At 35.5% G+C, this 26,142-nt stretch carries 31 protein-coding genes and 1 pseudogene; 13 read left to right on the top strand and 19 right to left on the bottom strand.

Going from position 1 to position 26,142, the window contains the following annotated elements; genetic code table 11:
- Positions 1-34: 34 nt before the first annotated feature.
- Together QWY88_RS02635 and QWY88_RS02630 are read right to left on the bottom strand one after the other, a co-directional pair.
- A complete protein-coding gene (locus QWY88_RS02635) occupies positions 35-493 on the bottom strand; it encodes a hypothetical protein (RefSeq protein ID WP_304543769.1) in 459 nt (152 codons plus the stop codon).
- Between the two features lies 1 nt (position 494).
- Positions 495-899, bottom strand: coding sequence for a hypothetical protein (locus tag QWY88_RS02630; protein WP_304543767.1), 405 nt, complete (start codon positions 897-899; stop codon positions 495-497).
- Positions 900-1,103: 204 nt separating this feature from the next.
- On the opposite strand from QWY88_RS02630, the gene QWY88_RS02625 reads away from it, so the two are divergent.
- Complete coding sequence (locus QWY88_RS02625; RefSeq protein ID WP_304543765.1) at positions 1,104-2,348, top strand: glutamate--tRNA ligase; 1,245 nt, start codon at positions 1,104-1,106, stop codon at positions 2,346-2,348.
- On the top strand, positions 2,345-2,623 hold the full coding sequence (locus tag QWY88_RS02620) for a YggT family protein (protein ID WP_304543763.1): 279 nt from the start codon (positions 2,345-2,347) through the stop codon (positions 2,621-2,623). Before QWY88_RS02625 ends, QWY88_RS02620 begins: the two co-directional genes overlap by 4 nt.
- 8 nt (positions 2,624-2,631) lie before the next feature.
- Here the strand turns inward: QWY88_RS02620 and QWY88_RS02615 are convergent, their stop codons facing one another.
- Positions 2,632-3,096: a hypothetical protein gene (locus QWY88_RS02615; protein WP_304543761.1), complete on the bottom strand. Its 465-nt coding sequence runs from the start codon at positions 3,094-3,096 to the stop codon at positions 2,632-2,634.
- Positions 3,097-3,161: 65 nt separating this feature from the next.
- On the opposite strand from QWY88_RS02615, the gene mobB reads away from it, so the two are divergent.
- The 7 genes and pseudogenes from mobB to QWY88_RS02580 all read left to right on the top strand — a co-directional run bounded on the left by mobB (position 3,162) and on the right by QWY88_RS02580 (position 10,081).
- Complete coding sequence (mobB, locus tag QWY88_RS02610; RefSeq protein WP_304543759.1) at positions 3,162-3,665, top strand: molybdopterin-guanine dinucleotide biosynthesis protein B; 504 nt, start codon at positions 3,162-3,164, stop codon at positions 3,663-3,665.
- An 11-nt stretch (positions 3,666-3,676) separates the two neighbouring features.
- A pseudogene (locus tag QWY88_RS02605) lies at positions 3,677-4,522 on the top strand (class 1 fructose-bisphosphatase); the annotation flags it as partial.
- Positions 4,515-4,712 carry a hypothetical protein gene (locus QWY88_RS02600; protein WP_304543757.1) on the top strand — a complete coding sequence of 66 codons (198 nt, stop codon included), beginning with the start codon at positions 4,515-4,517 and terminating at the stop codon, positions 4,710-4,712. The pseudogene QWY88_RS02605 and the gene QWY88_RS02600, both read left to right, overlap by 8 nt.
- 46 nt (positions 4,713-4,758) lie before the next feature.
- Entirely contained in the window at positions 4,759-6,696 is a 1,938-nt protein-coding gene (gene metG / locus QWY88_RS02595) for a methionine--tRNA ligase (protein WP_304543755.1), read from the top strand.
- A complete protein-coding gene (locus QWY88_RS02590) occupies positions 6,693-7,712 on the top strand; it encodes a hypothetical protein (protein ID WP_304543753.1) in 1,020 nt (339 codons plus the stop codon). Before metG ends, QWY88_RS02590 begins: the two co-directional genes overlap by 4 nt.
- A 13-nt stretch (positions 7,713-7,725) precedes the next feature.
- On the top strand, positions 7,726-8,856 hold the full coding sequence (locus QWY88_RS02585) for a TRAP transporter substrate-binding protein (RefSeq protein WP_304543751.1): 1,131 nt from the start codon (positions 7,726-7,728) through the stop codon (positions 8,854-8,856).
- A gap of 7 nt (positions 8,857-8,863) precedes the next feature.
- A complete protein-coding gene (locus tag QWY88_RS02580; RefSeq protein ID WP_304543749.1) occupies positions 8,864-10,081 on the top strand; it encodes a putative glycoside hydrolase in 1,218 nt (405 codons plus the stop codon).
- Between the two features lies 1 nt (position 10,082).
- Here the strand turns inward: QWY88_RS02580 and QWY88_RS02575 are convergent, their stop codons facing one another.
- The gene (locus QWY88_RS02575) at positions 10,083-10,598 is read right to left on the bottom strand and encodes a M48 family metallopeptidase (protein ID WP_304543747.1); all 516 of its coding nucleotides are present in this window, start codon (positions 10,596-10,598) and stop codon (positions 10,083-10,085) included.
- A complete protein-coding gene (gene queC / locus QWY88_RS02570; protein ID WP_304543745.1) occupies positions 10,591-11,265 on the bottom strand; it encodes a 7-cyano-7-deazaguanine synthase QueC in 675 nt (224 codons plus the stop codon). Before queC ends, QWY88_RS02575 begins: the two co-directional genes overlap by 8 nt.
- An 83-nt stretch (positions 11,266-11,348) precedes the next feature.
- On the opposite strand from queC, the gene QWY88_RS02565 reads away from it, so the two are divergent.
- From QWY88_RS02565 to QWY88_RS02555, 3 genes are read left to right on the top strand one after another with little or no spacing between them, the layout of a single operon-like run.
- Positions 11,349-11,528 (top strand): hypothetical protein, encoded by a 180-nt coding sequence (locus QWY88_RS02565; RefSeq protein WP_304543742.1) that lies wholly within the window; start codon positions 11,349-11,351, stop codon positions 11,526-11,528.
- An 18-nt stretch (positions 11,529-11,546) separates the two neighbouring features.
- Positions 11,547-11,966: an rRNA maturation RNase YbeY gene (gene ybeY, locus QWY88_RS02560; RefSeq protein WP_304543740.1), complete on the top strand. Its 420-nt coding sequence runs from the start codon at positions 11,547-11,549 to the stop codon at positions 11,964-11,966.
- A 2-nt stretch (positions 11,967-11,968) separates the two neighbouring features.
- The gene (locus QWY88_RS02555) at positions 11,969-12,898 is read left to right on the top strand and encodes a calcium/sodium antiporter (protein ID WP_304543738.1); all 930 of its coding nucleotides are present in this window, start codon (positions 11,969-11,971) and stop codon (positions 12,896-12,898) included.
- A gap of 3 nt (positions 12,899-12,901) precedes the next feature.
- Here QWY88_RS02555 and mrdA read toward each other — a convergent pair whose 3' ends face one another.
- From mrdA to modA, 13 genes are all read right to left on the bottom strand, one after another.
- Complete coding sequence (mrdA, locus tag QWY88_RS02550; RefSeq protein ID WP_304543736.1) at positions 12,902-14,686, bottom strand: penicillin-binding protein 2; 1,785 nt, start codon at positions 14,684-14,686, stop codon at positions 12,902-12,904.
- Between the two features lie 415 nt (positions 14,687-15,101).
- The gene (locus QWY88_RS02545; RefSeq protein WP_304543734.1) at positions 15,102-15,563 is read right to left on the bottom strand and encodes an N-acetyltransferase; all 462 of its coding nucleotides are present in this window, start codon (positions 15,561-15,563) and stop codon (positions 15,102-15,104) included.
- Positions 15,553-16,170, bottom strand: coding sequence for a ribosome biogenesis GTP-binding protein YihA/YsxC (yihA, locus tag QWY88_RS02540; RefSeq protein ID WP_304543732.1), 618 nt, complete (start codon positions 16,168-16,170; stop codon positions 15,553-15,555). The genes QWY88_RS02545 and yihA overlap by 11 nt, the downstream gene beginning before the upstream one ends.
- Positions 16,167-16,646, bottom strand: coding sequence for a lipopolysaccharide transport periplasmic protein LptA (gene lptA, locus QWY88_RS02535; RefSeq protein ID WP_304543730.1), 480 nt, complete (start codon positions 16,644-16,646; stop codon positions 16,167-16,169). Before lptA ends, yihA begins: the two co-directional genes overlap by 4 nt.
- Positions 16,643-17,140, bottom strand: a complete 498-nt coding sequence (gene lptC, locus QWY88_RS02530; protein WP_304544157.1) for an LPS export ABC transporter periplasmic protein LptC — start codon at positions 17,138-17,140, stop codon at positions 16,643-16,645. Before lptC ends, lptA begins: the two co-directional genes overlap by 4 nt.
- Positions 17,141-17,164: 24 nt before the next feature.
- Positions 17,165-17,665 (bottom strand): KdsC family phosphatase, encoded by a 501-nt coding sequence (locus QWY88_RS02525; RefSeq protein ID WP_304543728.1) that lies wholly within the window; start codon positions 17,663-17,665, stop codon positions 17,165-17,167.
- Positions 17,662-18,234, bottom strand: a complete 573-nt coding sequence (hisB, locus tag QWY88_RS02520; RefSeq protein WP_304543726.1) for an imidazoleglycerol-phosphate dehydratase HisB — start codon at positions 18,232-18,234, stop codon at positions 17,662-17,664. Before hisB ends, QWY88_RS02525 begins: the two co-directional genes overlap by 4 nt.
- Positions 18,235-19,068 (bottom strand): septal ring lytic transglycosylase RlpA family protein, encoded by an 834-nt coding sequence (locus QWY88_RS02515; protein WP_304543724.1) that lies wholly within the window; start codon positions 19,066-19,068, stop codon positions 18,235-18,237.
- Positions 19,061-20,284 (bottom strand): lytic transglycosylase domain-containing protein, encoded by a 1,224-nt coding sequence (locus QWY88_RS02510; protein WP_304543722.1) that lies wholly within the window; start codon positions 20,282-20,284, stop codon positions 19,061-19,063. The genes QWY88_RS02515 and QWY88_RS02510 overlap by 8 nt, the downstream gene beginning before the upstream one ends.
- A gap of 86 nt (positions 20,285-20,370) precedes the next feature.
- The gene (locus QWY88_RS02505) at positions 20,371-21,144 is read right to left on the bottom strand and encodes a TatD family hydrolase (protein ID WP_304543720.1); all 774 of its coding nucleotides are present in this window, start codon (positions 21,142-21,144) and stop codon (positions 20,371-20,373) included.
- Positions 21,141-22,667, bottom strand: a complete 1,527-nt coding sequence (locus QWY88_RS02500) for an AAA family ATPase (protein WP_304543718.1) — start codon at positions 22,665-22,667, stop codon at positions 21,141-21,143. The genes QWY88_RS02505 and QWY88_RS02500 overlap by 4 nt, the downstream gene beginning before the upstream one ends.
- Before the next feature lie 83 nt (positions 22,668-22,750).
- Entirely contained in the window at positions 22,751-23,599 is an 849-nt protein-coding gene (modD, locus tag QWY88_RS02495) for a ModD protein (protein ID WP_304543715.1), read from the bottom strand.
- 2 nt (positions 23,600-23,601) lie between these two features.
- Positions 23,602-24,348 carry a molybdate ABC transporter substrate-binding protein gene (gene modA, locus QWY88_RS02490; RefSeq protein ID WP_304543713.1) on the bottom strand — a complete coding sequence of 249 codons (747 nt, stop codon included), beginning with the start codon at positions 24,346-24,348 and terminating at the stop codon, positions 23,602-23,604.
- 114 nt (positions 24,349-24,462) lie between these two features.
- Between modA and QWY88_RS02485 the strand changes: the two genes are divergently transcribed.
- Complete coding sequence (locus QWY88_RS02485) at positions 24,463-25,227, top strand: zinc ribbon domain-containing protein (RefSeq protein WP_304543711.1); 765 nt, start codon at positions 24,463-24,465, stop codon at positions 25,225-25,227.
- On the opposite strand, the gene QWY88_RS02480 is transcribed toward QWY88_RS02485, so the two are convergent.
- Positions 25,224-26,078, bottom strand: coding sequence for an NAD(+)/NADH kinase (locus QWY88_RS02480; RefSeq protein WP_304543709.1), 855 nt, complete (start codon positions 26,076-26,078; stop codon positions 25,224-25,226). The genes QWY88_RS02485 and QWY88_RS02480 overlap by 4 nt on opposite strands.
- Between the last annotated feature and the right edge of the window lie 64 nt (positions 26,079-26,142).

Below are 26,142 nucleotides of genomic sequence, written 5' to 3'. Positions count from 1 at the left end.
AAGAGCAGTTCTTTGACTCCTCAAATTAGTTATATCATTTTAAGTTTCTGATGTCGATGGTCATAGTTTGATCTAATACGCTATTAATACATAACTTTTCAAATAATGATTTATGTTCCTGATTTTTAGAACTTTTAGTAATTATTGGACTTGCAACTAGATGGTACCGAGGGTCATTAAAATCTGTGATATACGTTTTATCATATGAGTAACAACCTCTTTGAGCATAAAAAATAAAATCCCTTAAATATAGTTCTCTCATTAAATCATTTTCAAATTGGATAATTTCATTTAGGTTTGGATTTATTTCTACTTCATATAAATTTTCTGTAGTTAACATACTTGAATGTATTTTTCTATTTTCTTTGTAGTTTTGAATTACTATTTCTGGTAATAATGTTCCTGCAGAGGCAAAATGAAATATATTGTTGTTCTTATCTAATATAAAATAATCAATATCTTTGGTTAATTGAGAGCTTAAAGGATAAGGCATATTAAAATGTCCTTGTACAATTTGAGCACGTAGGTATCATTTGCATTGTTCGTGGTCTATATGCATTTGAGAAATGGACTTGTTGAGTTCTTAAATGAGGATTATGATTAAGAATAGGATTAGAGGCTCTAACCTCTGAACACCTTCCTATGAAATTACCACTTGAATTTCGTTCTCCTATAGTGCCTAAAGTAGATAATTGAATTTTTAATTGATTAGCTAAATTTATAGGAACAGCCCCACTTTTATCAATCACAAACTCTCTATTATAATTAGCACAAATTACAGTTGCAGGATAAATTTTCTTTCTTTGATATCTTTTTGCAAAGTTGAATATCATTTTTTCACAAATATTCAATAATTTCCCTTTTACGGTTGTTGCAGGCTTAAATACCCGTACCGCCATTATATTGGATACATAACATTCAGAAGTAGCTATTTATTCAATGAACATTATATATAAATTGGCTTGATATTAGCTAAATAAAGTAACACTCAAAATATTATTTTTCAATCATATAAAAGCTATTTTAGAACTCTAACATTCTCCATTTATTACCCTATTAGGTAAAATTTGTTAAGATCGCGAAAAATTTATATAGGAATATAGATGTTAAGATTTGCTTTCAGCCCTACTCGCGATATGGAGCTTGGGGACTTAAGAGTTGCTCTCATAAACTTTATAGTTGCCCAGCAGCGTAAAGAAGACTTAATAGTAAGAGTTGACGACACAAGTACAAGAAACAATATAGAAGGGAAAGATAAAGAGTACCTAGACATTCTTGACCTTTTCGGGATCAGATACACACAAACGATCCATGAAAGCCAAAACTTCCGTTTTCACACTGCTATGGCTCTGCAACTTATGCACGAGAGAAAAGCGTTTAGCTGTTTCTGTTCACCGGACTGGATCCAAGGCAAGATGGATGAGGCAGAAGCTGCAAAGAAACCGTACCTTTATGACGATGCGTGTGCTAACTTGCCTGCTGAGCTGGTAATAGACAATACAAACCCATTTACTGTACGTATCCATAGACCTAAAAACGATGTTATAGTAAAAGATTATTTACAAGGTGATTTAACATTTAAAGCCGATACGATCGACAGTTTTATGATCCTAAAGCAGGACAAAACTCCTATGGCTGATTTTGCCAGTGCAATTGATGATATGCTAAACGACATCTCTTTAGTTATCCAAGATCAAGATCACATAGAATCTGCACCAAAACAGATCTACGTGAGAGATGCCCTGCAGTATGATAAAAAAGTAGAATACGCGCATATCCCGCCTCTTACAGGTGATGATATCCCAAGTGTAACATCACTTTTAGAGCAAGGTTACCTTCCCGAAGCGATTACAAACTATTTAATTTCAATGGATCTCGAAGATGCCGTAGAACAGTTTGATCTTGCAAAACTCTCGCCACTGCCTATAGTATTTGATCTTGAAAAACTGGGAGAGGTCAACAAAACACACCTTAAAAAGATGGATGCAAAAGAACTCTCACGTTATGTTGGTTTCGCAGATGCGGAGATCGGAGAACTTGCACGCCTTTATGTAGATGAAGTGGAAACTACTAGAGGGTTAAAAACAAAAATTGCACCTATTTTTGAAGAGAGAGTTGTACCAAAAGAGATTCAAGAAGAGTATAATTCTATAAAATCATGTATAAAAAATGCACCGCATTTTGAAGAGTTTGACTATTTACAAAACTATATAGTAGAACAAACAGGTTTAACAGAAGAAAAAATCCTTAAACCTTTAAGAGTTTTACTCTCAAATGCACAAGAAGGTCCGGAGTTAGCGGAGATATATAAGTATCTGAAAAATTATATTGGGGAGTTTGTACAATGATATTTGAAATAATTCAAGGTTTAGGCGGTATTTTAATATCGCTTATTAATGTTTATATATGGGTGATTATTATTGCGGCGTTACTTAGTTTTGTAAATCCTGATCCGTACAATCCGATTGTACAGTTCTTATATAGAATCACAAATCCTGCCTATGCGCTTGTAAGAAGATATATTCCTACAAATTTTAATGGGCTTGACTTAGCACCGCTAGTAATTATCATAGCACTACAAGTAGTAATAGTTATACTTAGTTCACTTTTAAGACATCTCTAAGAGGTGTCTTATTCATCTTTCTTAAAAGCCATCTTATTTGAAAACACTTTATCGTTTTTAACTTCTAAACTTAGTGTATCAACACCCTTTTGTTCTAAAAACCCTACCAGATAGTATTTATTCCATTTATTTGTACTGTTTGTAAACTTTTTAAACTCATCATTATTAGGCAGTTTTTCTTGATATATAGAGGGCTGATCGTTTAATGTAAAAGAGACCTCTTGAGAATCGTCTTTTAGATAAAGTGATATGTAAAAGTATTCACCCTCTTTATAAAGATTTGGCATTACTTTATTAAGATATACGGCAGTAACTGTCCCTTGTAGTTCTTTATCGTCATTGATTCTGGAATTTATCTGGTTATTTTCCCACTGCTCTTGAGCCGGGGTAAAATTAAAGTTGTCAAATCCGTTTTTATCGACACACGATGTAAATAAACTTATTACAATTAGGGAACTTACTATTATTTTCATGCCGAAATTATAGCTTATTTAAACTCATCTTCTGTATAATTACTAAAAATTTTAAAAAGTCGACAATGGAAAAAAGATTAGCAGTAGGTTTTACAGGACCTTCTAATAGCGGAAAAACTACATTAATACTTAAAGTTGCAAGAAAACTGATCCATGAACATGGTTTGGAAGTTGCAATTATCAAGCACGATCCAAAAGATAAAGCTAGGTTCGATGTTGAGGGAAAAGACAGTTACAAGTTCAGCGACACGGGTGCTGAAGTGATCGTAACCTCTTCAAACAGAACAACTTACTTTTCTCAAAGAGAATCTTCTTTGGATGAGATGATCAGACTTTTTAATCACTTCGATGTTTTACTCGTTGAAGGATTAAAAGGCTTACCACTCCCAAGGATAAGTGTCTTTAGAAACACTATTGATGAGGACTACTTCCCTTTCATGAATGCTTTGGCGATTGACGATAGTATTAATATTGTTGATTATAAAGTGCCTAGTGATGTAGATATGCTAAATCTTAATGATCCAGACGAAGTGATATCTTGGATATTTAAAAACGCAAAACAAGTTTAAACAAAGGAAAAAAGATGAATCAAGTATTTGATGCGATACAAAGAAGTGCAAAAAGAATTAAGAACGCTATAGATATTAAAGATATCGGGTACTCACAACAAGAGAACTCTTCAGGAGAAACTCAATTACAGCTGGATATTCAATGTGACATGATCATTGAAGAGGAATTTTCAAAAGTAGCTGCAGTACATACAATCTCTTCTGAAGAGAAAGAACACGCTGAAGAGTTACATGCAAACGGGAAATATTTCATCTCTTACGATCCGCTTGACGGTTCATCTTTAGTAGATGTAAACTTGAGTGTTGGTTCAATTTTCGGTATCTACGAAGGCGGTTTCGGTGCTGAGAACATGGTTGCATCTTGTTATGTAGTATACGGTCCTAGAGTTGAGATGGTATTTGCACAAAACAAAGTAAAACTTTACCTTCTTCAAGCTGGTGATTTTGAATATGTTAAAGAGATCAGACTTACAGAAAAAGGGAAACTTAACGCTCCGGGCGGTACACAGCAAAACTGGGAACCGTACCATAAAGAGATGGTAGATTCTTTCTTTCAAGAGGGTTACCGTCTTCGTTACTCAGGTGGAATGGTTCCAGACCTTCACCAGATCCTGCTTAAAGGTGGCGGACTATTCAGCTACCCGGGAACTAGCGATAAACCCGAAGGTAAACTTCGCCGTTTATTTGAAGTATTCCCTTTTGCTTTTGTGTATGAAAAAGCAGGCGGTGAAGCGATCGATGGAAAAGGCAGACTTTTAGAGTTAGGTTATAGACACCTACACGATACATCTCCATGTTTCTTTGGTTCAAAGTATGAGATAGCAAGAGTTAAAGAGGTTTATTCTCAAAATGGATAATCAAGAAAAAGATAGATTTGAGATCTATCTTGATGAGATGATCATAAAACTGCAAAACTGCCAAAACGATCACAATACCGAGAGTTGCAGCAAATGTGAGCACTATATAGGGTGTGAACTTAGAAAAGAATATGTAAATGCTGTATACAACTCTATGAGTAAAGGTGATACGGGCGGATTTGAGTTTTAAGACAAATTTGATAAAATATCAACAATAATTTTAACAGGATAACAAATTGAGTAAATATATAACAACACCGATCTACTACGTAAATGGAGAGGCTCACATCGGGCACGCATATACAACTTTTATAGCTGATTCATTAGCAAGATACTACAGACTGAAAAATGAGAAAACTTTCTTCTTAACAGGTACTGATGAACACGGTCAAAAAATAGAAGAATCTGCACAGAAAAACAATAAGCCGACACAACAGTTTGCAGACGAGATTAGTGCTACGTTTAAAAACCTTTGGGATGAGTTTGAGATCAGTTATGACAAGTTTATCCGTACAACTGATGCTGACCATAAAAAAGGTGTACAGCACGCATTTATGAAGATGTATGAAAAAGGTGATGTATATAAAGGGGAATATGAGGGTCACTACTGTGTAAGTTGTGAAGCTTTCTTCCCTGAAACTCAACTGATCGACGGAGAGTTCTGCCCGGATTGCGGTAGAAGTACAAACATCGTTAAAGAGGAAAGTTACTTCTTTAAACTATCAAAATATGAAGATGCACTTTTAAAACATTATGAAGAAAATCCTGACTTCATTATGCCAAAATCACGTGCAAACGAAGTTATTAACTTTGTAAAAAGCGGACTTAGAGACCTTTCTGTTACACGTACGTCGTTTACTTGGGGTGTTCAGATGCCAGAAGAGTTAAATGACGATAAACACGTTATGTATGTATGGTTAGATGCCTTACTCAACTACGTTACGGCTCTTGGATACGGTAACGGTGATGCTAAAATGGAAGATTTCTGGCCTGCAGACATCCAACTTGTAGGAAAAGACATCTTACGTTTCCATGCTATTTACTGGCCGGCATTCTTAATGAGTTTAGATCTCCCTCTTCCAAAACACATCGGTGCACACGGTTGGTGGACACGTGACGGTGAGAAGATGAGTAAATCTAAAGGAAATGTTGTTTCACCTAAAGAGGTAGCAGACGTTTATGGAGCTGAGAACCTAAGATATTTCATGCTTCGTGAAGTACCTTTCGGACAAGACGGGGATTACTCTCAAAGAGCTTTCATCGATCGTATCAATTCAGAGCTTAGCAACGATCTTGGGAACCTTTTAAACCGTATTATAGGTATGAGTGGAAAATACAGCGACTTTGAGATCGACAGTGTAGATGTTGAAAAATACCATGCTAAAGAGCTTGCTCAAATGAATGAGATTATCGATTCATTAGATACTTTTATGGAAAATCTACAACCGCACAGATACCTTGAAGAGTTATGGAGACTCTTTTCGATCGGAAACGGTGCAATTGCAGAGCATGAGCCGTGGGTAAAAATGAAAAATGATCAAAAAGATCAGGCCCTTGCAACTGTTGCACTTGTGGCAAATGTATTAGCAAAAGCAGCGGTTATGCTTCACCCTATTATGCCGAAAACGACTGCTACGATTGCAGATGCACTTGATTTTACGATCAATAACGAAAGCTATAATGAGCTAATTATCGATAAAAAACTGTTAAAAGTATTTAATATCAAAAAAGTTCCACCACTTTTCCCACGTATTGAAGAGCCTTTAATGCCGGAAGCTCCTAAAGCTGAACCAAATCCTCCAAAAGAGGCTAAAAAAGAGGAATCTAAAGCAGAAGAGGAAACAGACAACCTGATCGAAATTGGTCAATTCTTTGAAACAAAACTCAAAGTGGGTACTGTTGTAGAGGCTGAAGAGGTTCCAAAAAGTAAAAAACTTTTAAAACTTCAAGTAGATCTCGGTGAAGGGAGAAACCGTCAAGTAGTTGCCGGTATCAAAGAGTTCTACTCTCCAGAAGATCTGGTAAATACTCAAGTTTGTGTAGTAGCAAACCTAAAACCTGCAAAACTTATGGGTATGATGAGTGAGGGAATGCTTCTTGCTGCAAAAGATGAAGACGGATTATGTTTAGTAAGACCGGAAAAATCTAAAAAAGCAGGTACACCTATTGGATGAGACTTGAAAATATCTTAGCACTTACACACGGAGAGCTTATAAACTCCCCTTTTGTAAGTGAATTTAATCATATAGTTTTTGATGCAAAGCATGTAAAGAGAGGCGATCTTTTTATTGCATATGATGAAAACTCTATAGATGAAGCTATTTTTAACGGTGCTTACGGGATTATCTTTAACAAGCCTACACAAATCAGTGATACTGAGATCGCTTGGATCAAAGTTAAAGATTTAGATGAATCGTTAAAACGACTCCTACGTTTTAAACTAATCGATAAAAATATTATTGTTTATGAATCAAACGAGATTATCTTAAAGTTAGCACTGCAAGTTGTTACCGAAACAAAGTTTTTAGCACTTGATGGAGATATTAAGTCCATATTTCAATCACTAGACAACATAGAAGACGGCGGTGTCGTACTTTTTTGCCCGCAAATTACATCGGCAGATATTTTTACAAAGATCAAGCCTCTTCCGACGAATGTTGTAGAGCATATCAATATTGTTGAGCAGACACTGTTTGAAAGCTCTTTTATCTATGATGATATTTTTTATGAAAGACAGTTGATATCACCGTTCTTTCTCCCTTATTTGGAGCAGTTACTACATCTTTTTAAAAGTTTGAAGATCAACTTTCGACTACGAAAATTTACACCTATCGATCACTTTGAAGCAGTATTTACCAATAAAAACTTTGAAATTAAAGAATTTGGTACAAGTGATAAGGTTCTGATCTTTGAAACAAGCGAGAGTTTTGTAAAAAGCGAGATCGAGTATCTCCATAAACAGGCATATTGGGCGCGAGTACTCTATATCTTGCCACAAATCAAGTTTAATACTTTAGATGAAGCTTTTAGAGACACTTACAACATAGTGACATATAAAAATAAAAACGAGATACGAAATATCTTAAAAGAGCATAGTTTTCATTTTGCATTGATCATTGGAACCGATAAGTCGATATTATCGCAACCAATCAATTTGAGTCCGCAAACTACGCTTTTTGATTTTGCATAATTAGGATAGAGAGATGAATAGAAGAGATTTTTTAACAACAGCGGCAGTAACATCGGGTGCACTCGCTTTAAACGGTTGTAACGAGAGTAATCGTCAGGCAATAGACTACTCTAAACACCCTCAAAAAAGCATCGGTGATAAATCTGTTCATATCAACAGAGCCAAAAAAACCGTTTTAAAGTTAGCTACATCTTGGCCTGCGCATTTTCCGATCATGGGTACGGGTGTTGAGCACTTTGTTCAAAGAATAAAAGAGATCAGTGGGGGAAGTTTAGAGATTAAACTGTATCCGAAAAACACACTGATCCCTGCCCTGGCCGTATTTGATGCGTGCTCTAGCGGACAGATCGATGCTTTTCATTCAGGACCGTATTATTGGAAAGGAAAAAACTCAGCTTTTTCTCTTTTTAGCGGAATCCCTTTTGGTTTTACGGCTGAAGAGGTAAACTCTTGGATGACTTACGGCGGCGGACTTGAACTTTGGCGTGAGTATTATGCAAAGTACAATCTTTACCCTTTTTTAGGGGGTAATACAAACATCCAGATGGGTGGATGGTACAGAAAGCCGATCGAGTCTTTAGAAGACATGAAAGGTCTAAAGATGCGTATACCGGGTCTTGGTGGTGAAGTGTTTGCCAAGCTTGGGGTAAATCCTGTTTTATTACCTGCGGGTGAGATCTATACATCTTTAGAGCGTGGCGTGATCGATGCGACCGAATGGGTAGGCCCTGCGTTAGATATTAAGATGGGATTTTATAAAGTTGCTCCGTATTATTATTCTGGATGGCATGAGCCGGGTTCAGTTTTGGAGCTTACATTTAACAAACAGTCATGGGAAAAGCTTGCATCTGAACACAAATCTATGATCGAAGTAGCTTCTACTGAACTCAACTCAAATATGACGCATGAGTTTCATGCTGAGAATATAAAAGCATTACAGCAGTTAAAAGAGTTAGATGTAAAACTTTCTCAGTTTCCGCAAGATGTTATGGATGCCGGTAAAAAAGCCCTTAAAGAGGTACTTGCAGAACAAAGTGGAGCAAATAAAGATTTTGCAAGAGTTTATAGCTCTATAGATAACTACCTAAACCTTTCTAAAGCGTGGAGCGATGTAAGTTTAGGATATTTTTTAAATCAAAGATAAGTAGTACATGAAACGATTTTTTTTATTTTTTGCAGCAGCGGCAGCGCTGCATGGTTGGGATGGGACATTAATTGATCAAAATAGTTCCAATCCTGTTATTGATGCTATTGTCAGTGATTCAAAACACTCTGTAAGGAGTGACAGTAATGGAACTTTTTCGATCGATACAGATGAAAAAGTGCTCCATATAAAAGCATACGGGTATAGACCCGCAGCATTATCTCAAGATACAAACAATTCGATTGTTTCTCTCAAGTCTATACGTGTAAAGGCTTTGTATCTAACATTCTGGGGTGCTTCTAACAATTCGCCAAGATTTAAAAAAGCGTTAGAGCTTATAGAAAAAACAGATGTAAATGCCGTAGTTGTAGATGTAAAGAACGAATACGGCTCTACCCTCTTTTGGACAAAGTTCAAGCAGGCAAACAGCTACGGTGCACATCTTAAAAGAACAAACCGTGATATTGAAAAGTTTATGAAGCTATTGAAAGAGAAAAATATCTATACGATAGCAAGAGTTGTAACTTTTAAAGATGAACTCCAAGCTTCAAACAACTACGAGTATGCGATCAAAAAAAATGATGCAAATAAAACTATCTGGAGAAACCATGATGAGATGGCATGGGTTGATCCATACGATAAACGAAGTCATGAGTATGCTATAAGGATGGCTGAGGAAGCTGCAAAGGTAGGATTTGACGAGATCAATTTTGACTATGTACGTTTTCCGGCTAAAGCGGGACTTTGTTTATCTCAAAAAAATACTCAAGAAAACCGCATTAAAGCGATAGGGAACTTTCTCGATCTGGCACAAGAGAGACTTCGAAAGTATGGTGTTTTTATTTCGGTAGATATCTACGGTAACGTATGTTGGAGTAAAGATGATAACGGGATAGGTCAAACGATAGATTCTTTAGCAAAACACGCTGATTATATTGCTCCAATGCTTTATCCATCAGGCTTTGCAAGTGGATCATTTGGAAAAAAATATCCTGCAAAACACCCGTATATAGTAATATACAGAAGTATCAAGCACATAGAGTACAAGATATCGCCTAAGAGAGTTAGACCTTGGTTACAATACTTTAAAGATTATACTCATTCAAAAGTTTATTATCAAAAAGAGGAGATTCAAGCGCAGATCAAAGCTGCTGATGAGACTCACACAAACGGCTGGATGCTTTGGTCCCCTTCAAGCAAATACGATTTCGAGATTTTAAAATAGTTTATCCTATACGGATTGTTTGCAGTTCTCGTCTAAGAGTTTGTGAAGAGGGCAAATGCTTTTCAACTAAAGCATGAAACGCCTTTGAGTGGTTCATATGTGTTAAATGAGCCAGCTCATGTACAACTACATAGTCTACAAGCCTTTGTTCAAGCTTTAAAAGCTCTTTGTTAAGTGTTATAACCCTTTGAGAACTACAACTTCCCCATCTTCTTTTCATCTTTCTAAATTTAAGCTGTGAGTATTGCAGACCCATTAAAGCACTATAGTGCTCCACCCTACTTTGTAAAAACTCTAAACTATGTAAAGGTGCTTCATCTAAAAGCTTTATAGATTCTACTTGTTGTAGTTTTTTTGCGATCCAGGAGGCTTTCTCTTCTAAAATATTTGCAACATATTTTTGCGATCGAGAAGGTGTTTTTACAATAACCTTCTTATCTTTTGAGATAGATATATAGCTATGTTTTAGTTTCGGATTGATTATTAATTCTATCTCATATTGTTTAGTATTATGCATATTTTATGGGATCTGTTACTCCGGCTTTAAGAAATCCGTTTAGTCGTAATCTACAACTGTCACATACGCCACATGCTGCATCTTCATTTTTATAACAGCTCCAAGTAAGCTCTAACGCTACACCGAGATTTACCGCTTCTTGAACTATTTCAGATTTTTTAAGATGTACCAGAGGCATTTTGATCTCTATGTTTGTCTCATCTTTTGTTCCAAGATTAATGGCCTTTTGCATCGCTTCGATATAGTTCTCACGACAATCAGGATATCCGCTGCTGTCCTCTTCCACTACACCGATAGCTATTACACTCGCACCCTCTTTTTCCGCAATTGCTGCTGCCATTGAGAGAAAAATACCGTTTCTAAACGGAACGTAAGTTACAGGTACACCCTCTTCTATTCCTGAAGTGGGTACATCTATATTTTTATCTGTAAGCGCAGAAGCTCCTAATTTTGCAAAGAAATCAAGATCAAGTACATACTTTTCCTGTACATCAAGCTCTTTAGCGATTGCTTCAAAACACTCTAACTCTTTTGCCTGTGTTCTTTGATCGTAGTTGAAATGAACCCCTACGATCTCATAGCCCTCTTTTTTCATCATATAAGCGGCAAGGGTTGAATCCATCCCTCCGCTCATAATACATACTGCTTTTTTTATAGTTTCTTTCATGATGCAATCTTAACATATATTTTAATTTTTTTTAAATTTATCTAATGTTATACTACGTTATATATAAAATAAGGAGAGCTTTTATGTCAACAATCAGTTCTGGTTCTACTATGGGTTCTATTCAAGTAGATGTGATGAAAAAGTCACAAGATGCTGCTGCTAAAAGTATTTTAGGTGTTTTAGAGAGTTCTTCGCAACAAACAAAACAAACTTCATCATCTGCACTTGCAGGTATAGGAAAAAATCTAGATATCAAAGCGTAATTTGCTATAATTGCGTTTATGATAGATATAGAAAATAAAACAGATTTAGAGATAGATTTCTCAAAGTTAGAAACTATCTTAAAATCTCTCACAGAAAAAGAGATAGAGCTTATCATTACCGATAATGACGATATCCAAACAATCAACAAACAGTACAGAGATAAAGATTATCCCACTGATGTACTTAGTTTCCCCTACGAAGATATGCCTTTCTCCCCTCTTGGCAGTATAGTGATCTCCAAAAATTTTGTAGAAGAAAAATCAAATGAACTTGGCCATAGCATACAAGATGAATTTACACTTTTATTTATCCATGGATTATTACATATCCTAGGTTACGATCATGAAGTGGATAACGGAGAGATGAGAGAGATGGAAGAGAAGCTCATTAAAAAGTTTTCACTCCCCGCAAGTTTAATAGTTAGAACAGAAGGATAACAATGGATTATATAGTTTTTTTAGTTGCAATGGCAGCTTTAATATACGGTGCCGATTTTATTATCAAAGAATCGGAAAGAATAGCATTACACTATAAGATTTCACACTTCGTGATCGGTGCTACATTAGTGGCTTTTGGAACATCTTTACCGGAAATGGCAGCTTCTGTAATGGCTTCATATTACGGTAAAATCGATATGGCAGTCGCAAATGTTGTCGGTAGCGTTACCTTTAATATTACATTGGTTTTAGGTATTGTTTTTTTAATTGCCAAGGCTATGAAACCAAAACGTGATCTTTTCGCAATTGACAGTGCATGGGTTATTATCCCGGTTATAATCTTTATAGTTATGGTTCAAGACGGTGTAGTCGGTCGTTTTGACGGTATTTTATTTGTACTGATGATGGTTTCGTATCTATTCTTTTTATTTAAAACTTCTAAAGAGGATCTTGAAGGTGAGATCGATGAAGATTTAGAGAAAGAGAAGTTTGGATGGTTTAAATCTATTGTTCTTTTAGTTGTAGGTTTTACATTAACTATAGGTGGTGCTCATTTTGTTGTAGAGAGCGGAACAAATATCGCAAGAGCTTTAGATGTAAGTGAATGGATTATCGGTCTGTTTTTAATCTCTCTAGGAACATCTTTACCTGAATTAATGGTTTCTATAGTTGCTGTGAAAAAAGGTAATGCAGAGATGAGTATCGGTAATATTATCGGCTCAAACGTTGCAAATTTCTCTATGGTTTTAGGAACTGCTGCACTGGTAAATCCGCTAGTGATCGATATTGAAAAAACTTCTTTTGATCTTATTGTTTTAACAGCAGCTTCTCTTGTATTATTATTTATAATTGCAAATAAACTTTATAATAAAGCGGGTGGAATTTTTCTACTTACTGTCTTAGCACTTCTGCTGCAACACTACATAGTATAAAAACTATTTTTTAATATACCCAAGCTCTAAGAGCTTGTTGTATATCTTCGATGTAATACTTCCCGCTGCATATCCACCGTGTCCACCGTGTTCAATCATAACCATAACAACGTATTGAGGTTTTTTATAAGGGCCGTAAGTTGTAAACCATGCGTGAGAACGGTTGTAGTATGACATCTCATGCTCTAATTTACGCTTTTTAATGTCCTGTTTGATCCCGATAACCTGTGCAGTACCTGTTTTACCTGCTAGAGTTACCTTTGAATGAAGATACTGTGTAGCAGTACCGTGAGGATTGTTACACACTTGATACATCGCTTTACGGATAACAGGAAGTTTAGCCAACTCTTTTTGAGTAAGCACCTCTTGATACTCAGCTTTGATCTCTTGATCACCGATAAATTTTGCAAAGTGTGGCTTTGGCAGTTTTCCAGTAGCCATCAATGCCGTAACTTGTGCTATTTGCATAGGTGTAGTTAGAAAATCACCCTGTCCGATAGACATATTTAATGTTTCACCTACATTCCAAATTCTTTTATATTTATTGTATTTCCATTCACGAGAAGGGACTACACCGATAAACTCATTAGGGAGATCAACACCTGTCTTTGCCCCTAAATTGTAACGTTTGAGTCCTGCACTCATTTTTTGATTACCAAGGACTAAACTCCCTTTGTAAAAGTAATCATCACAACTCTCGCGTATCGCTTTGACAATCTCCGTATGTCCATGCCCTTGATGTTTCCAACATCTAAATATACGTCCTCCCAGTGGAAGTTTTGATTTACAGTCAACGCTCCAGCGCTCATTGAGATCATTTGTAATATATAAAAGTCCAAGCGCAGGTTTAATAGTAGAACCCGGTGGATAAAGTCCGTGAACAAGTTTGTTTGTAAAGGGGTGATCTAAACTTGATGAAAGGTCGTCATACATCTGATGAGACATTCCGTTTACAAAAATATTGAGATCATAGTTAGGGAAACTTCCTGCTGATAGAATAGCTCCGTCTACATGCATAACAACATATGTCCCAACCTTACCGTCAAAGAGTTTTGAGATGTATTGTTGGAGTTCCATATCGAGACTAAGCGTTAGTTTTCTGTTCTCATCTGCAGGTGTGAAGCTCAGTTGTTCTATCTCTTGATTGTTGGCATTTACTTTGATCTTTCTTTTTCCCGGTGTCCCTTGAAGGTACTCGTTATAGTACTTCTCTATCCCTGTTTTTCCCGTATAGCCTATGAGGTCTACCAAAGGATTTTCTTCAATATCTTTTTTATTTGCACGTGCAACGTAACCGATCATATGTGCAGCAATATTTTTATATGGATAAAAACGTTTTGGCGCGGCAGTAATTTTGATGTTTTTTCTTAAATTTAAAACAGAGTATACCGGTGTCATCTCCTCATAAGGGATAAAAGGAACAACCTCGATAAAGTTATGATTGTAAAATGAGTCTTTCTTTCTATAGTTTTTCTCAATTTTTTTACGATCAAGTGAAGGGAGAAGTTCTGTTATTAAGTCGATCTCCGCTTCAAAGTTTTTTTTCTGTTTTTTAGAAAGCAGATGGGGTGCAAGAGAGATCTTGAACCCTAGTTTATTAATCGCGACAGGGTTATTGTGCAGATCTAAGATCTCCCCTCTTACAGGTGCGATCTGTTCAACCTTTATGGTATTGTTTTGAGAAAGCTCACTATAATAATTATTTGACTGAATAGCGAGAAAAAATACACGAGTAATTAACATCAACCAAATAGAAGCAAATACAAAAATAATAAATTTTACTTTCATAATATACTCACTATAAAAAACTCGATTACTATATAGTAAATTATATAGTAATCTATATCAGGTAAAGGAAATAAAAAGATGTTCCCCAAAAATGATAAAAAGAAAAAATATCCAATGTACGATAAAAGTATGTAAGATACTTTTATACAGTTAGCACAGGAAAAGCTTGTGTAAATTTTCGGCATAACAAGTTTATAGAGTATATAAAAATAGGTAAGAGAGCTAAAAAGTATGTAGCTGTTGTTTGCTTCAAAGATTAATAAACAAAATGAAACCAGAACCAAATTTAAAAAGTTTTGCTCCTCCAATGCTTTTAAAAAAAGTACAAAAAGTACCGCAAACATCGGTGGTAAAAATGGGTATATAGTAGCTATAGAACTATAGAGAATATAGGCTACTACATACAAAAATGTAGTTAGAGAGTTTTGATAAGTGATACTTCGTTGCATATCGGAAAATGTTTACATTTAATACAGTCAGCCCAGATTTTATGCTCTGGGAGGGTCTCTTTTGGAATCTCTACAAAACCAAGTCTTTCAAAAAATGATTGTTTATACGTTAAACTCAGTACTTTTTGTAAACCGAGTGATTTTGCCTCGTCAAGAAGCTTTTTAATAAGCTCCTCACCTATTTTTTGTCCGCGGTATCCATCTTTTACGATAAGTGAACGTACCTCTGCTAGATACGATGTATGGATATGCAGTGCACAAAAACCGACAAGTTCATCTTCATGAAATGCCAAAGTGTAAGATCGGATATTTGTCGCAATCTCATCTTCACTTCTATCAAGAATAACACCGCTTTGCACTTCAGGCATTACCAATTCTCTCATTTTAGGGATATCGGCAAGTGTTGCTTTTCTAAAATCAATCTTCATTTACGTTCTCATTTAAAGTTTTATAAACAAGGTCTACTATTTTGTGAATCCCCCGTTTTTTTGAACTAGATACCATTAATGCATTTGGAAATTCGCGTCTGAGTGCATTTTGCTCTTTTTGGTTGAGTTTATCTATCTTTGTAAATATCTGTATAATGTACTGGTCTGCAGTAGCATTGGAAATAAGGAAATTACCTACATCTACATCTATGTCTAGATGGGGATGTCTTGAATCTATAAGATGAATAAAGATCTTGATATTCTCTCTTTGAGAAATATAGTCCGTAAGATTCTTTTCCCAATCGCTTTTCATAGACTTAGAAACTTTTGCATATCCAAAACCAGGGAGATCGACAAACTTTGCAATACTTTTTTCAGATGTATCTCTATCCATAAACGTAACGTCAAAATAGTTGATTAGCTTTGTTTTACCCGGTGTAGACGATACTTTCGCTAAACCTTTGTGGTTTGTTAATGCATTTAAAAGGGAACTTTTACCTACATTACTTCTTGCCATAAATACCACTTCATTTTGTTCATCTGAAGGTGGCGCTTCTTTTACCGTAGGTGCTGAAGTTATAAATTTTGCATCGACAATCTCTATCATTTTTCTTCTTCTTTCTTCTCTTCTTTAAACTCAAAGATCATAATTACAGGCTCTTTTTCAGCACCTTTTGCATAAGCTTTGTTGTCCGATATGTTTAGAACCACTTCATCACCCTGGATCTCTTTTTTATCTCCAAGCTGTTTTAAATGGACATTTTTATAAAAGTTATACTCTTTTTTACCCGGAAGATAAATAGCCTTTTGTGCTATCCCCTCGTACTTTACATCATCCTTCGTTTTTACTTTGAATGACACATCACCTTCAGCGATAAATTTTGTAGGTGTTTTTTCTTTATCGATATATACAGTCACTTTAGATGCATTAAGCTCATCGTACCCTTTTAAGATGTTTACAGAACCTTCAAATACAGATAGTCCGGCTTTTTCATCTGCATAAAAACTATTTGCCTTGATTTGTAACTCTTCAGCATTTAAAAATGTTTGTATTAAAATTGTAAAGAAAATTATATATCTCATTTTGCCTCTTTTATATGATATGTTGCATTTATATTTTTAGAATGTATTTTACCAGTTAAATTATTATGATCCAGATAACTCCCGCGAAGTATATTCTTTCCCTGGGAGAGAACATAATCAGTATCTGTAACAAAAAGTGCTTTATCTTTATAATAAAATGCCTTTTGTGTCTTGTAACTCAGACCGTCGTCACGTACTAAAGTAACATTGCCGTCTAGATCTAGTTTATTATCTTTATATACACCGAAATCTGCTCTGAGATTTGATATATGGTTTGTAGATTTATCGGTATGATCGATGTTATCTACGGTATACCTGTCATTATATCTAAAAGCTTCACTTCCAAGCATCAATGTCTTCACACCGGCCGGGTTAAGCTCATACATTGTGAAATCTTTAATGTGCAATAACGGTACATCATCAAATTTTTTTTGAGTCATCTTTTGAGGTTGAAAGAAAAAAAAGATTGACAATAATATAGTGATGACTAAGATAAAAAAAAGATTTATATTAATGGTTTATCCTTTAATCCATAAAGATAAAAATTGCTCTTTTTGATCATTTTGTTCTATGATCATATCTATCATCTCTCTTACAGCTGCATCTCCGCCTTTGCGAGAGAGTACAACATCAACAAGCGCTTGAATGTCTTTAGGTGCATCGTTAGGTGTAAAACTTCTGCCTACAAAGTTCAGCATCTCGTAATCGTTAAAGTCATCACCCACAGCAGCTACCTCAAAAGATTGCAGTTTAAGTTCTTCAAGCAGCTCTTTTAAAAGTGTAGCTTTATCTTTAACACCTTGAAAAAGATGCTGGATTCCAAGCTCTTTTGCTCTTCTTTCAACGATCGTAGAGTTACGCCCCGTGATTATTGCAACTTGGCCACCCATTCTGATCCAAGATGTGATAGCAAGACCGTCTTTTACATTGAAGTTCTTACTCTCTACACCGTCGCTAGAGTAGATGATCTTACCGTCTGTTAAACAACCGTCAACATCGAGAACTAAAAGTTTGATCATAGAACATCTTTTGTACTTGGTATACCGACTCTCTCATTTGTTGCAGTTGCACGACGAATCGCTACGGCAACAGATTTGAAAGCTGCTTCGATAATGTGGTGTTTGTTTTTACCACGAAGCTCGATGATGTGTGCACTGATTCTAGAGTTAAGTACAAACGCTCTAAAAAACTCTTCAACAAGTTCCGTATCAAAGTGCCCTACTTTACCCACTACGTCAAGCTCATATACTAAAAACGGGCGATTGCTAAGATCAAGGTCGCAAGATACACACGCTTCATCCATAACAATGTTCGCACTTCCAAAACGCTCCATGTTTTTTACAGGATAAATAGCTTCTGCAATAAGTGCACCAAGTACGATCCCTACATCTTCTACACTGTGGTGATCGTCAATATGAGTATCACCCTTACATCTTATCTCTAAGTCTATTAAAGAGTGTTTTGAAAAGCTCTCAAGCATATGGTCTAAGAACCCTACACCTGTATCTATTTTGCTTTTCCCTGTACCGTTTAACTCTAACGAGATAGTAATATCTGTCTCTTTTGTTGTTCTTGTTTTTGTAATCATCTAATCCTCTCTTAATATAAATGCATGTTCAAATTTCCCAAGGGCTTTATAGTCCCTTGCTTCTTGTTCACTTTTAAATCCGCTAAGTACTACTTTGAATATTCTGCCGTTTTGTGTATCTACATCTTTTATCAGTGTATGATAACCGTCCGTATTATCAAACTTCTCTTGTGTTTTGAGTGCACCGTCTATCTTTGAAAATGAGCCGATCTGTAACGAGAAATTATCCATATCCATTGTTTTTGGAGAGTTTTTCAACTCATAATCGAGCTCTTTTTTCGTTGCAGGAGTTCTTTTTGTACCCTTACCGGCAAAGCCTAAAACTTCAAGTTTTACAGGTGCAGTTCCTGTACCTATCATATCTAGCTTGTTTGCCGCTGCTTTTGAAAGATCTATGATTCTGTTATCTACAAAAGGTCCTCTGTCGTTTACTCTTACAACCGTCACTTTACCGTTACGTCTGTTTGTTACTTTTACAATCGTGTTCATCGGCAGTGTTTTATGTGCAGCCGTCATATCCCACATATTGTAAGTTTCACCGTTTGAAGTGAGTTTACCGTGAAAATTTGGCCCGTACCAGCTTGCAGTACCGATAAAGTCGTCACCTACACTTACAACGCTCGGATAGTATTTAATACCTCTAACAACATAGGGTCTCATTGTTGGGTGTGTATATGTTTTTTGACTAGGGTTTGCACTATAGCTGCTGCTGTTTGCCGAGTAGTTTTGTACCGGAGTGAAGTTTGTACTTCTGTAAGCACCCTTTCCTCTTGTACTACACCCTGCGAAAACTATACCCACAGATAATAAAAGATAAAGATATTTTTTATTCATACAATTTTAACCTATCGCCGATTTTGATTAGTGAACCGCTAATATTATTTTGAGAACGTATATTTTGGATACTAATCTTATGTGTTTTAGAGATTGACTCTAAAGAATCACCCTTTTTCACTATATAGTAGTGCTTTGTATCTATTTTTTGTTTAGAACTTCTTTTCGGTATTGGGATAATCAGTTTCTGGTTTATACGTAAACTAGAAGTTTTCAGATTGTTAAAATCTTTAATAACCTTATATGATACACCGTATTTTTTCCCAATGTATGAAAGGTTGTCGCCTTTTGTCACTTTGTGAACTTTATAGATGTTTTTAATCGGTTCAGATTGATACTTTTGTTTAAATTCCGAAAGTTTGATATACGGAATATAGATATCATACCCTTTTGCATAAGGGGGAACAAAGTCATACTTCAGGTGTCTGTTAAGCTTTTTTAACTCTGCTAAAGGGAGCCCTAAAAGTTTAGAAATACGCTCTAAAGACTCACCGCTAGAGAGTTTAATAGTAGCAAGAGAATAAGCATTTGCTCTGTTTAAAAGATACTCGTATTCACTTTTTAAAAGATAGTATTCATCACTCCCAATAAGTGATAAAGCAACAATCTTTCTAATGTAGTATCTACTCTCTTTAGGGATATATTTCTTCTCTTCATCAAGGAGTACATTAAGATCATCTGTCCCGGCATCTTTAATAGCACGGCTAAGTCTTCCTCCACCACAGTTGTATGCAATGGCAGCGAGATACCACTTACCGAAACGTTTGTGTAAAGATGAGAGATATTTTGCTGCCGCTTCAGTTGATTTTATCGGATCGCGTCTCTCATCCGTATATTCATCTATGTGAAGTTGAAAGTGCTTTGCAGTACCAGGCATAAACTGCCATAACCCTGCTGCTCTTTTGTTTGAGTAGGCTTTTGTTCTAAAATTTGACTCCGCCATTGCAAGATATAAAAACTCTTGAGGTACATTGTATTTTGAGAGTGTACTTTTAATCGCAGGGATAAAAAGATATGCATTCTCCATCGCTTTAAAGAAGTGCTTATCCTTTGCGAGAGTTCTGTTCTTCATGTTATTCATAATCGGATCATAAAGAAAAGAACCATCTATATCAAATGAGCTAAGAACATTAAGTTCTTTGTCATAATTTACATCATATGTTAAATTTGCAGATAAAAATATCGGTATTAAAAGAGATAAAAAATATTTGATCATAAACAACTTTTGTAATTAAATTTTTTTTATTTTATCCAAAAGTTGTTAAAAATTTCCATAGAGCCTTTTAAAAATTATTCATATTGTTAAATATGAAAGAGTTTTTGGGCATTATTTGTTGTAAGTTCTTCAATACTTTTTATATCTACTTCTAACAATTCCGCCATCTTTTGTGCTACAAAATTAGTATAAAGCGGTTCATTTCTCTCACCTCTATGTGGAGTTGGAGTAAGGTATGGACCGTCAGTCTCGATCACAAGTTTCTCTTGCGGAATCTTTGGTAAAACATTCACAAGCTTTTTGGCATTTTTAAAAGTAAGTACACCACCGATACCAAAATAGAAGTTCTCTTTTGCAAGGGATAGCAGCTGCTCGTCGGCATTAAAACAGTGTAGCACTCCACCAACTTCTCCGGCTTTGTTTTCTAAAAGAATTGTTTTTGAATCGTTAGAAGCATCACGAACGTGTACAATTAAAGGTTTTTTATACTCACGAGCGAGACGAATCTGGGCTACGAACACCTCTTTTTGCTTTTGTTTGATGAGATCTTTCTCCTCATCACTTCCCTCTAAACGGAAGTAATCCAATCCGCATTCACCGACAGCTACACACTTTTCATGACCTAGATAGTTATGAAAAATATCTTCGCTGAAGCTCTCCATATCGTAAGGATGTACACCAACCGAAAAATAAACATCTTCATATTTTTTTGTTATTTCTATCGCTTTGTCAAGTGTCGCAGGATCTGCACCAGGGATGATAAACTTCTTTACCCCACCCTCTCTGGCACGTGCTAAAACCTCTTCGAGATCTTCATCATAGCGTTCGTTGTCTAAATGTATATGTGTATCTATAATCATATATTTGCCTCTAGTAATTCTTGAGCAAAACTTTTTGCTTCGTTAGAGATAGTATCACCGCTTATGATACGAGCTATCTCATCAACTTTTTCTTCAAAGTTTAACTCTTTTGTTTTTGAAATATTACCATCTTTATAGACTAAAAAGTGCTGATCACCCATAGATGTAAGCTGCGGTTGGTGAGAAATAACAAATATTTGGAAGTTTTTTGTCAATTTTTTGAGTACTTTTGCCACACTCATAGACTCTTCTCCACTAAGGTTTGCATCTATCTCATCAAGCATCAACACTCCGCCTAAATTTTCTATACTTTCAGATTTAAGAGCAAGTACTGCCAAGCGAAGTCTATTAAACTCACCCGTACTGATTTTTGAAAGTTCAGTATTGTTGAGTCTTATACTCAGTATATCTTGTCCGTTTGGTGTCAATTTCTCTTTTGTTAAGCTGATCTCTGCATCTCTGAGGTAAAGCTGTTTCAAGTAGCTATTTAGCTCTTTTGTAAAGTTTTTAAGCGCTTTTTCCCTTAAACTACTTAATGTATCCGCAAGAGTATAGACCTGCTGTTCTAGCTTTTCAAACCGTTGTTGCAGATCCCCTTTTTGAACCTCTATATTTTCATATTTTTCCAGCTCTTGCAGTTTTTGCTCTTTATACTCCAAGGCTTCTTCTATAGAACCGTATCTGCGTTTAAGTTCACTTAGTTCTTCTATCCTGTTTAGAACATCCTCTACATCCACTTCATCAAGAGCAGAAAAACGCTCTTCAGCACTCTCTAATACTGATCGAAGCTCATTCATAGCATCATCAAAAAATGAGCTTTCAACATCTAAAGTATCAAGTGCCGAAGAAACTAAATGTTCGAAATTAAAGATCTCATTGGCATTTCCAATTACATCAAGTGCTTTCTCTTTTTTAGAGAGTTCTTTTTTGATCTCTAAAAGCTCTTCATCTTCGCCTGCTTTAGGGTTTACATTTACGATTTTGTCTATCTCAAACTGTGCAAACTCTTTAAGCTCAACAATCCGTTTCTCCTCATCTTCAATAACTTCGAGCTCTTTTTTTACACTTATATATTCACGGTAAGTTTCTTGATATTCCTCTTTACATTTTAAAGCTTTAGAGCCTATTTTATGATCGAGTATAGATAAAAGTCCCTCATTTTCAAAATCACTAAAATCTCGTAGGCTTAAGTGTTTCAGGTATTTACCTGTAAGGGAGTTGATAGATTTTTTAGAGATCGCCTGATTATTTATAAAGTATCGTGATTTCTCTTTTTTTGTATGTTTAAATACATTGATTTCATCATTTTCAAGTCCTGTTTCCTCCTCATCTATATCCCATGTTACACTGCTTTCACATATACTGGCATCACATGAGCTAAGACCCACAGAGGAGAGAATAGACTCCATTAATATAGATTTTCCGCTACCGCTCGGTCCAGAAAATACAATAAGTCCATGATTGAGATTCAGTTCTGTCTTTTTAAAACTAAGGTAGTCTTTTAAGTAAAATCTTTCTATCACAGTAATACCCTCTTACTAATTTTGAAAAATTCTAACTTATTTTTAGACAATGGTAAAAGAATATGACAAAATGTCATATTTCTTTATAAAGTTGTAAAATCGCTTGTGAGGTCACAAAGTCCTGCAGAGTAAAGTGAACTTGTAACAATGGCATTAATGCCTGTAGCAGCGTACTCTTTGGCATTTTTTTTATTAATGCCTCCGGCAGCAATAATTTTTGCCTGAGGATAATGTTCGTTTTTATGCTCCACTAGCTGCTGTAAGAGTTTCGGTGTAATTTTATCCATCTGAATTACGTCTGCACCTAAAGAGAGCATTTTTTGTGCATCTTCAAGCGAATCTGATTCGATCACCAGTTTTTTCTCTACACAACGCTCTTTGATCTTTGGAATTGCTGCTTCAAACTCATCAGGTGTATTGTAAAGTGCTCTATGATTATCAAAGATAAGAACAGACTCAGATAAACCCAATCTATGTGGTAAGACACCAGCACAAACCAATGAGCGCATCACAAAACGTTTTGCAAACGGAAAGCTTTTACGTGTAACAAATATTTCACAAGTGTCGTTTACTTCTCGAATATCTTGAACCATCTTATATGCAGCCGTAGCCATCCCACAAGAGTATTCTAAAAGTATCTGTGTTACTCTCCATGCTTGATGAAGTGTTTTTGCATCCCCTTGAAGTTCTAAAAAACTGCTCCCCTCTTTGATCAAAGTTCCAGAGTTTATGTTATAAGTTGCCGTGCATCCTAAAAGCTCCCCTATACGTGCAGCCTCTTCTATACAAGCTACTACAATATCTTCTCGTGTTTTGATCTTTAAAATGGCCTGCTTATTTTGAACTTCAGGATCAAGCAGATGAGTCGTTAGATCAAAATAGGGAATGTCTTCACGAATATATTCCCAAAGTTCATGGTCTGATAAGCGCATTATTACTCCACAATGTAACCGTAGGATTTGAAAATATCTTTTGCTTTTTTACTTAAGATAAAGTCATAAAATAGTTTGTATTCCGGGTTTTTAGCTCCATCTTTTAACAAAACGATTCCTTGTTTAATAGGTGTATAAAGTTTAGGATCAACAGCTACCCAGTTAACCCCTTTTTTATACTGCTTCATTTTACTGCTGAAAAGTGAAGATTTTGCGATTAAACCGATATCTGCAGCTGTAACGGCATATGTAACAGTTTGAGAAATCGATTCTGCAAAAACAAACTTTTGTTCTATCTTATCATATATATTTGCATTTTTCATAGCTTCTATAGCAGCTTTTCCGTATGGTGCCGTTTTAGGATTTGCTACGGCAACTTTTTTGATCTTTTTGTCTGCAAGTAGATCAATGCCTTTAGAAAAATCCTGTTTTGTATCACTTAAGTAAGCTAAAGCACCCTGTGCATATACTACAGGCTTTGTAATAGCAATCTTATCATTGTAAAGCGACTGAGGATATTTCATGTTTGCAGCCATAAAAAGACCGTAAGGTGCGCCGTTTTTTATTTGTGCCGTGAGTTTACCGCTACTACCAAGTGTCACTATCACTTTTGTATCCGGATGTAATTTAGCAAACTCTGATTTTAACTCATCAATAGCATAACTTACATTTGCTGCAACTGCAATATTTATCTGATCTGCACTCAGTGTTAAACAACCAAGCAAAAACGATAATAATAGTTTTTTCATTTTAATTTTCTCCCGATTTTCAATATATATTATTTTACATAACGACCGTAGTATATCTTTTTACATAACGATTTGTCAATTGTTATTTTAGAGAAAATAGTATAGAATAGTTCTATGAAAAAAGAAAAATCAAATAGCAGTATAGTTTTTACTATCTTACTTTATACAGTTATAATCTTTCCATTTTTTAGTATGTTATTATCATATATAACTACCAGATATTTTCTAAATATCCCTATTTTAAGTGATGCTATAGCACTATCCATGTTGTTTTTATCATTAAAATACTCCCTCTCTTATATAGATAAAAACTTAGAAGTAAAAGATCCTAAAAAGGTGTTTGATATTTCATGGAAAATATTTGGAGCAATTAATCTCATCTTATTATCTATTGCAATAAGTAATAATTTTACGTTCTATCATATAATATATATCTTTTTTTATTACTGGCTCAAATTTCTTATATTTTATGAAATGACAAGAAGATATTTTTATAGTTTACTCAAAGATACAAATATGCTAGAATACACAGAGATAGATAAAAAGGATGAAATCATGGTTTATTGTAGAGGTTGCGGTAAAGAGATTCATGAAAGTGCAGAATTCTGTCCCCATTGCGGTGCACCGCAAAATGTTTCATCAACGAAAACAAATTCGGTAACACTCTTTTTTGTAGGACTCGGTTGGTCTATAGTATTATGGTTTGTTTCATTATTTATGATTGGTTTTTTTATAGGTCTTGCAAATCCGGAAGATGGTGCTGAAATTGCAGGAAAGTTTGGTGAAGATTACGGACTTGTACTTTTATTGGTTTCTATAATTGCCTCTACAATACTTACAAAGCTTAGAATTCTTCCTGGAACTGGGAAAAAGGCTTAATCACCCCACCCTAGTTTTTGTTTTAATACGTCAAAATAGTTAAACTCTTCTCTGTGAAGCAGTTTAGCTGTTTGTGATGCTAACTTTATATGTATACTCTCGTTTTGTTCTAACTCATGCATATCTTGCCCATCTATAATGATTAAAGCACGTTTATCCGTAGACTTCATCTCTATTTGAAATTTTCCCGGCAGGACAACCGGTGTTTGTGTCAATGAATGGGGACAGATAGGTGTCAGGGTAAACACTTCAGTAAGCGGAAACAGTACCGGTCCGCCCGCTGAAAGATTGTATGCCGTTGAACCTGTAGGAGTTGAGACGATGACACCGTCACCATAATAGGTATTAAAAGCGTTTCCATCAACCAATGTCTCTATATGGATCATGTTTGAGATCGAAGGACGAGTTAAAACTATATCGTTAAATGCATACATTGTTACATCTTCACCGTTTTTAGTGACAGTAGCTTCTAGTACTGCACGCTCATCTATACGAAATTTGCCCTTCTCCAGATTTGCTACGAAAGTATCAAGCTCATCCATACCCACATCGGCTAAAAATCCAAGATTACCCGCATGGATACCGAAAACCGGTATATCGTAATCAAAACTGCGTCTTACAACAGAGATCAGTGTTCCATCACCCCCTAATGTAACGAGAACGTCACACTGCTTACATAATAGCTCAAAATCCATACCCATTACATCTATCATACCGGCACTTATACTTTCTATGTATACATCCATGTTATGTGACTCAAAAATAGACTTCAATTTAAAAAAGTCATCTTTAAGTTCTGGAGTAGACGGTCGTAAGATTACACCAACTTTTTTTATGATTTTTGTTTGCAAGGGGACTCTTTTTATAAATAATTTTGTATATTATACACTATTTCGATATAATCGCGAAAATATT

It is taken from the genome of Sulfurimonas sp. hsl 1-7, from assembly GCF_030577135.1.
GTDB lineage: Bacteria > Campylobacterota > Campylobacteria > Campylobacterales > Sulfurimonadaceae > Sulfurimonas > Sulfurimonas microaerophilus.
Note: the sequence above shows the minus strand (reverse complement) of the source record. Positions and strands in the feature narration are given on the sequence as shown.

What these genes read in the sequence shown, in the direction of transcription:
- QWY88_RS02635 (WP_304543769.1), bottom strand. Translation starts at nt 493, where the DNA reads ATGCCTTATCCTTTAAGCTCTCAATTAACCAAAGATATTGATTATTTT.
- QWY88_RS02630 (WP_304543767.1), bottom strand. Translation starts at nt 899, where the DNA reads ATGGCGGTACGGGTATTTAAGCCTGCAACAACCGTAAAAGGGAAATTA.
- QWY88_RS02625 (WP_304543765.1), top strand. Translation starts at nt 1,104, where the DNA reads ATGTTAAGATTTGCTTTCAGCCCTACTCGCGATATGGAGCTTGGGGAC.
- QWY88_RS02620 (WP_304543763.1), top strand. Translation starts at nt 2,345, where the DNA reads ATGATATTTGAAATAATTCAAGGTTTAGGCGGTATTTTAATATCGCTT.
- QWY88_RS02615 (WP_304543761.1), bottom strand. Translation starts at nt 3,096, where the DNA reads ATGAAAATAATAGTAAGTTCCCTAATTGTAATAAGTTTATTTACATCG.
- mobB (WP_304543759.1), top strand. Translation starts at nt 3,162, where the DNA reads ATGGAAAAAAGATTAGCAGTAGGTTTTACAGGACCTTCTAATAGCGGA.
- QWY88_RS02600 (WP_304543757.1), top strand. Translation starts at nt 4,515, where the DNA reads ATGGATAATCAAGAAAAAGATAGATTTGAGATCTATCTTGATGAGATG.
- QWY88_RS02590 (WP_304543753.1), top strand. Translation starts at nt 6,693, where the DNA reads ATGAGACTTGAAAATATCTTAGCACTTACACACGGAGAGCTTATAAAC.
- QWY88_RS02585 (WP_304543751.1), top strand. Translation starts at nt 7,726, where the DNA reads ATGAATAGAAGAGATTTTTTAACAACAGCGGCAGTAACATCGGGTGCA.
- QWY88_RS02580 (WP_304543749.1), top strand. Translation starts at nt 8,864, where the DNA reads ATGAAACGATTTTTTTTATTTTTTGCAGCAGCGGCAGCGCTGCATGGT.
- QWY88_RS02575 (WP_304543747.1), bottom strand. Translation starts at nt 10,598, where the DNA reads ATGCATAATACTAAACAATATGAGATAGAATTAATAATCAATCCGAAA.
- queC (WP_304543745.1), bottom strand. Translation starts at nt 11,265, where the DNA reads ATGAAAGAAACTATAAAAAAAGCAGTATGTATTATGAGCGGAGGGATG.
- QWY88_RS02565 (WP_304543742.1), top strand. Translation starts at nt 11,349, where the DNA reads ATGTCAACAATCAGTTCTGGTTCTACTATGGGTTCTATTCAAGTAGAT.
- ybeY (WP_304543740.1), top strand. Translation starts at nt 11,547, where the DNA reads ATGATAGATATAGAAAATAAAACAGATTTAGAGATAGATTTCTCAAAG.
- QWY88_RS02555 (WP_304543738.1), top strand. Translation starts at nt 11,969, where the DNA reads ATGGATTATATAGTTTTTTTAGTTGCAATGGCAGCTTTAATATACGGT.
- mrdA (WP_304543736.1), bottom strand. Translation starts at nt 14,686, where the DNA reads ATGAAAGTAAAATTTATTATTTTTGTATTTGCTTCTATTTGGTTGATG.
- QWY88_RS02545 (WP_304543734.1), bottom strand. Translation starts at nt 15,563, where the DNA reads ATGAAGATTGATTTTAGAAAAGCAACACTTGCCGATATCCCTAAAATG.
- yihA (WP_304543732.1), bottom strand. Translation starts at nt 16,170, where the DNA reads ATGATAGAGATTGTCGATGCAAAATTTATAACTTCAGCACCTACGGTA.
- lptA (WP_304543730.1), bottom strand. Translation starts at nt 16,646, where the DNA reads ATGAGATATATAATTTTCTTTACAATTTTAATACAAACATTTTTAAAT.
- QWY88_RS02525 (WP_304543728.1), bottom strand. Translation starts at nt 17,665, where the DNA reads ATGATCAAACTTTTAGTTCTCGATGTTGACGGTTGTTTAACAGACGGT.
- hisB (WP_304543726.1), bottom strand. Translation starts at nt 18,234, where the DNA reads ATGATTACAAAAACAAGAACAACAAAAGAGACAGATATTACTATCTCG.
- QWY88_RS02515 (WP_304543724.1), bottom strand. Translation starts at nt 19,068, where the DNA reads ATGAATAAAAAATATCTTTATCTTTTATTATCTGTGGGTATAGTTTTC.
- QWY88_RS02510 (WP_304543722.1), bottom strand. Translation starts at nt 20,284, where the DNA reads ATGATCAAATATTTTTTATCTCTTTTAATACCGATATTTTTATCTGCA.
- QWY88_RS02505 (WP_304543720.1), bottom strand. Translation starts at nt 21,144, where the DNA reads ATGATTATAGATACACATATACATTTAGACAACGAACGCTATGATGAA.
- modD (WP_304543715.1), bottom strand. Translation starts at nt 23,599, where the DNA reads ATGCGCTTATCAGACCATGAACTTTGGGAATATATTCGTGAAGACATT.
- modA (WP_304543713.1), bottom strand. Translation starts at nt 24,348, where the DNA reads ATGAAAAAACTATTATTATCGTTTTTGCTTGGTTGTTTAACACTGAGT.
- QWY88_RS02485 (WP_304543711.1), top strand. Translation starts at nt 24,463, where the DNA reads ATGAAAAAAGAAAAATCAAATAGCAGTATAGTTTTTACTATCTTACTT.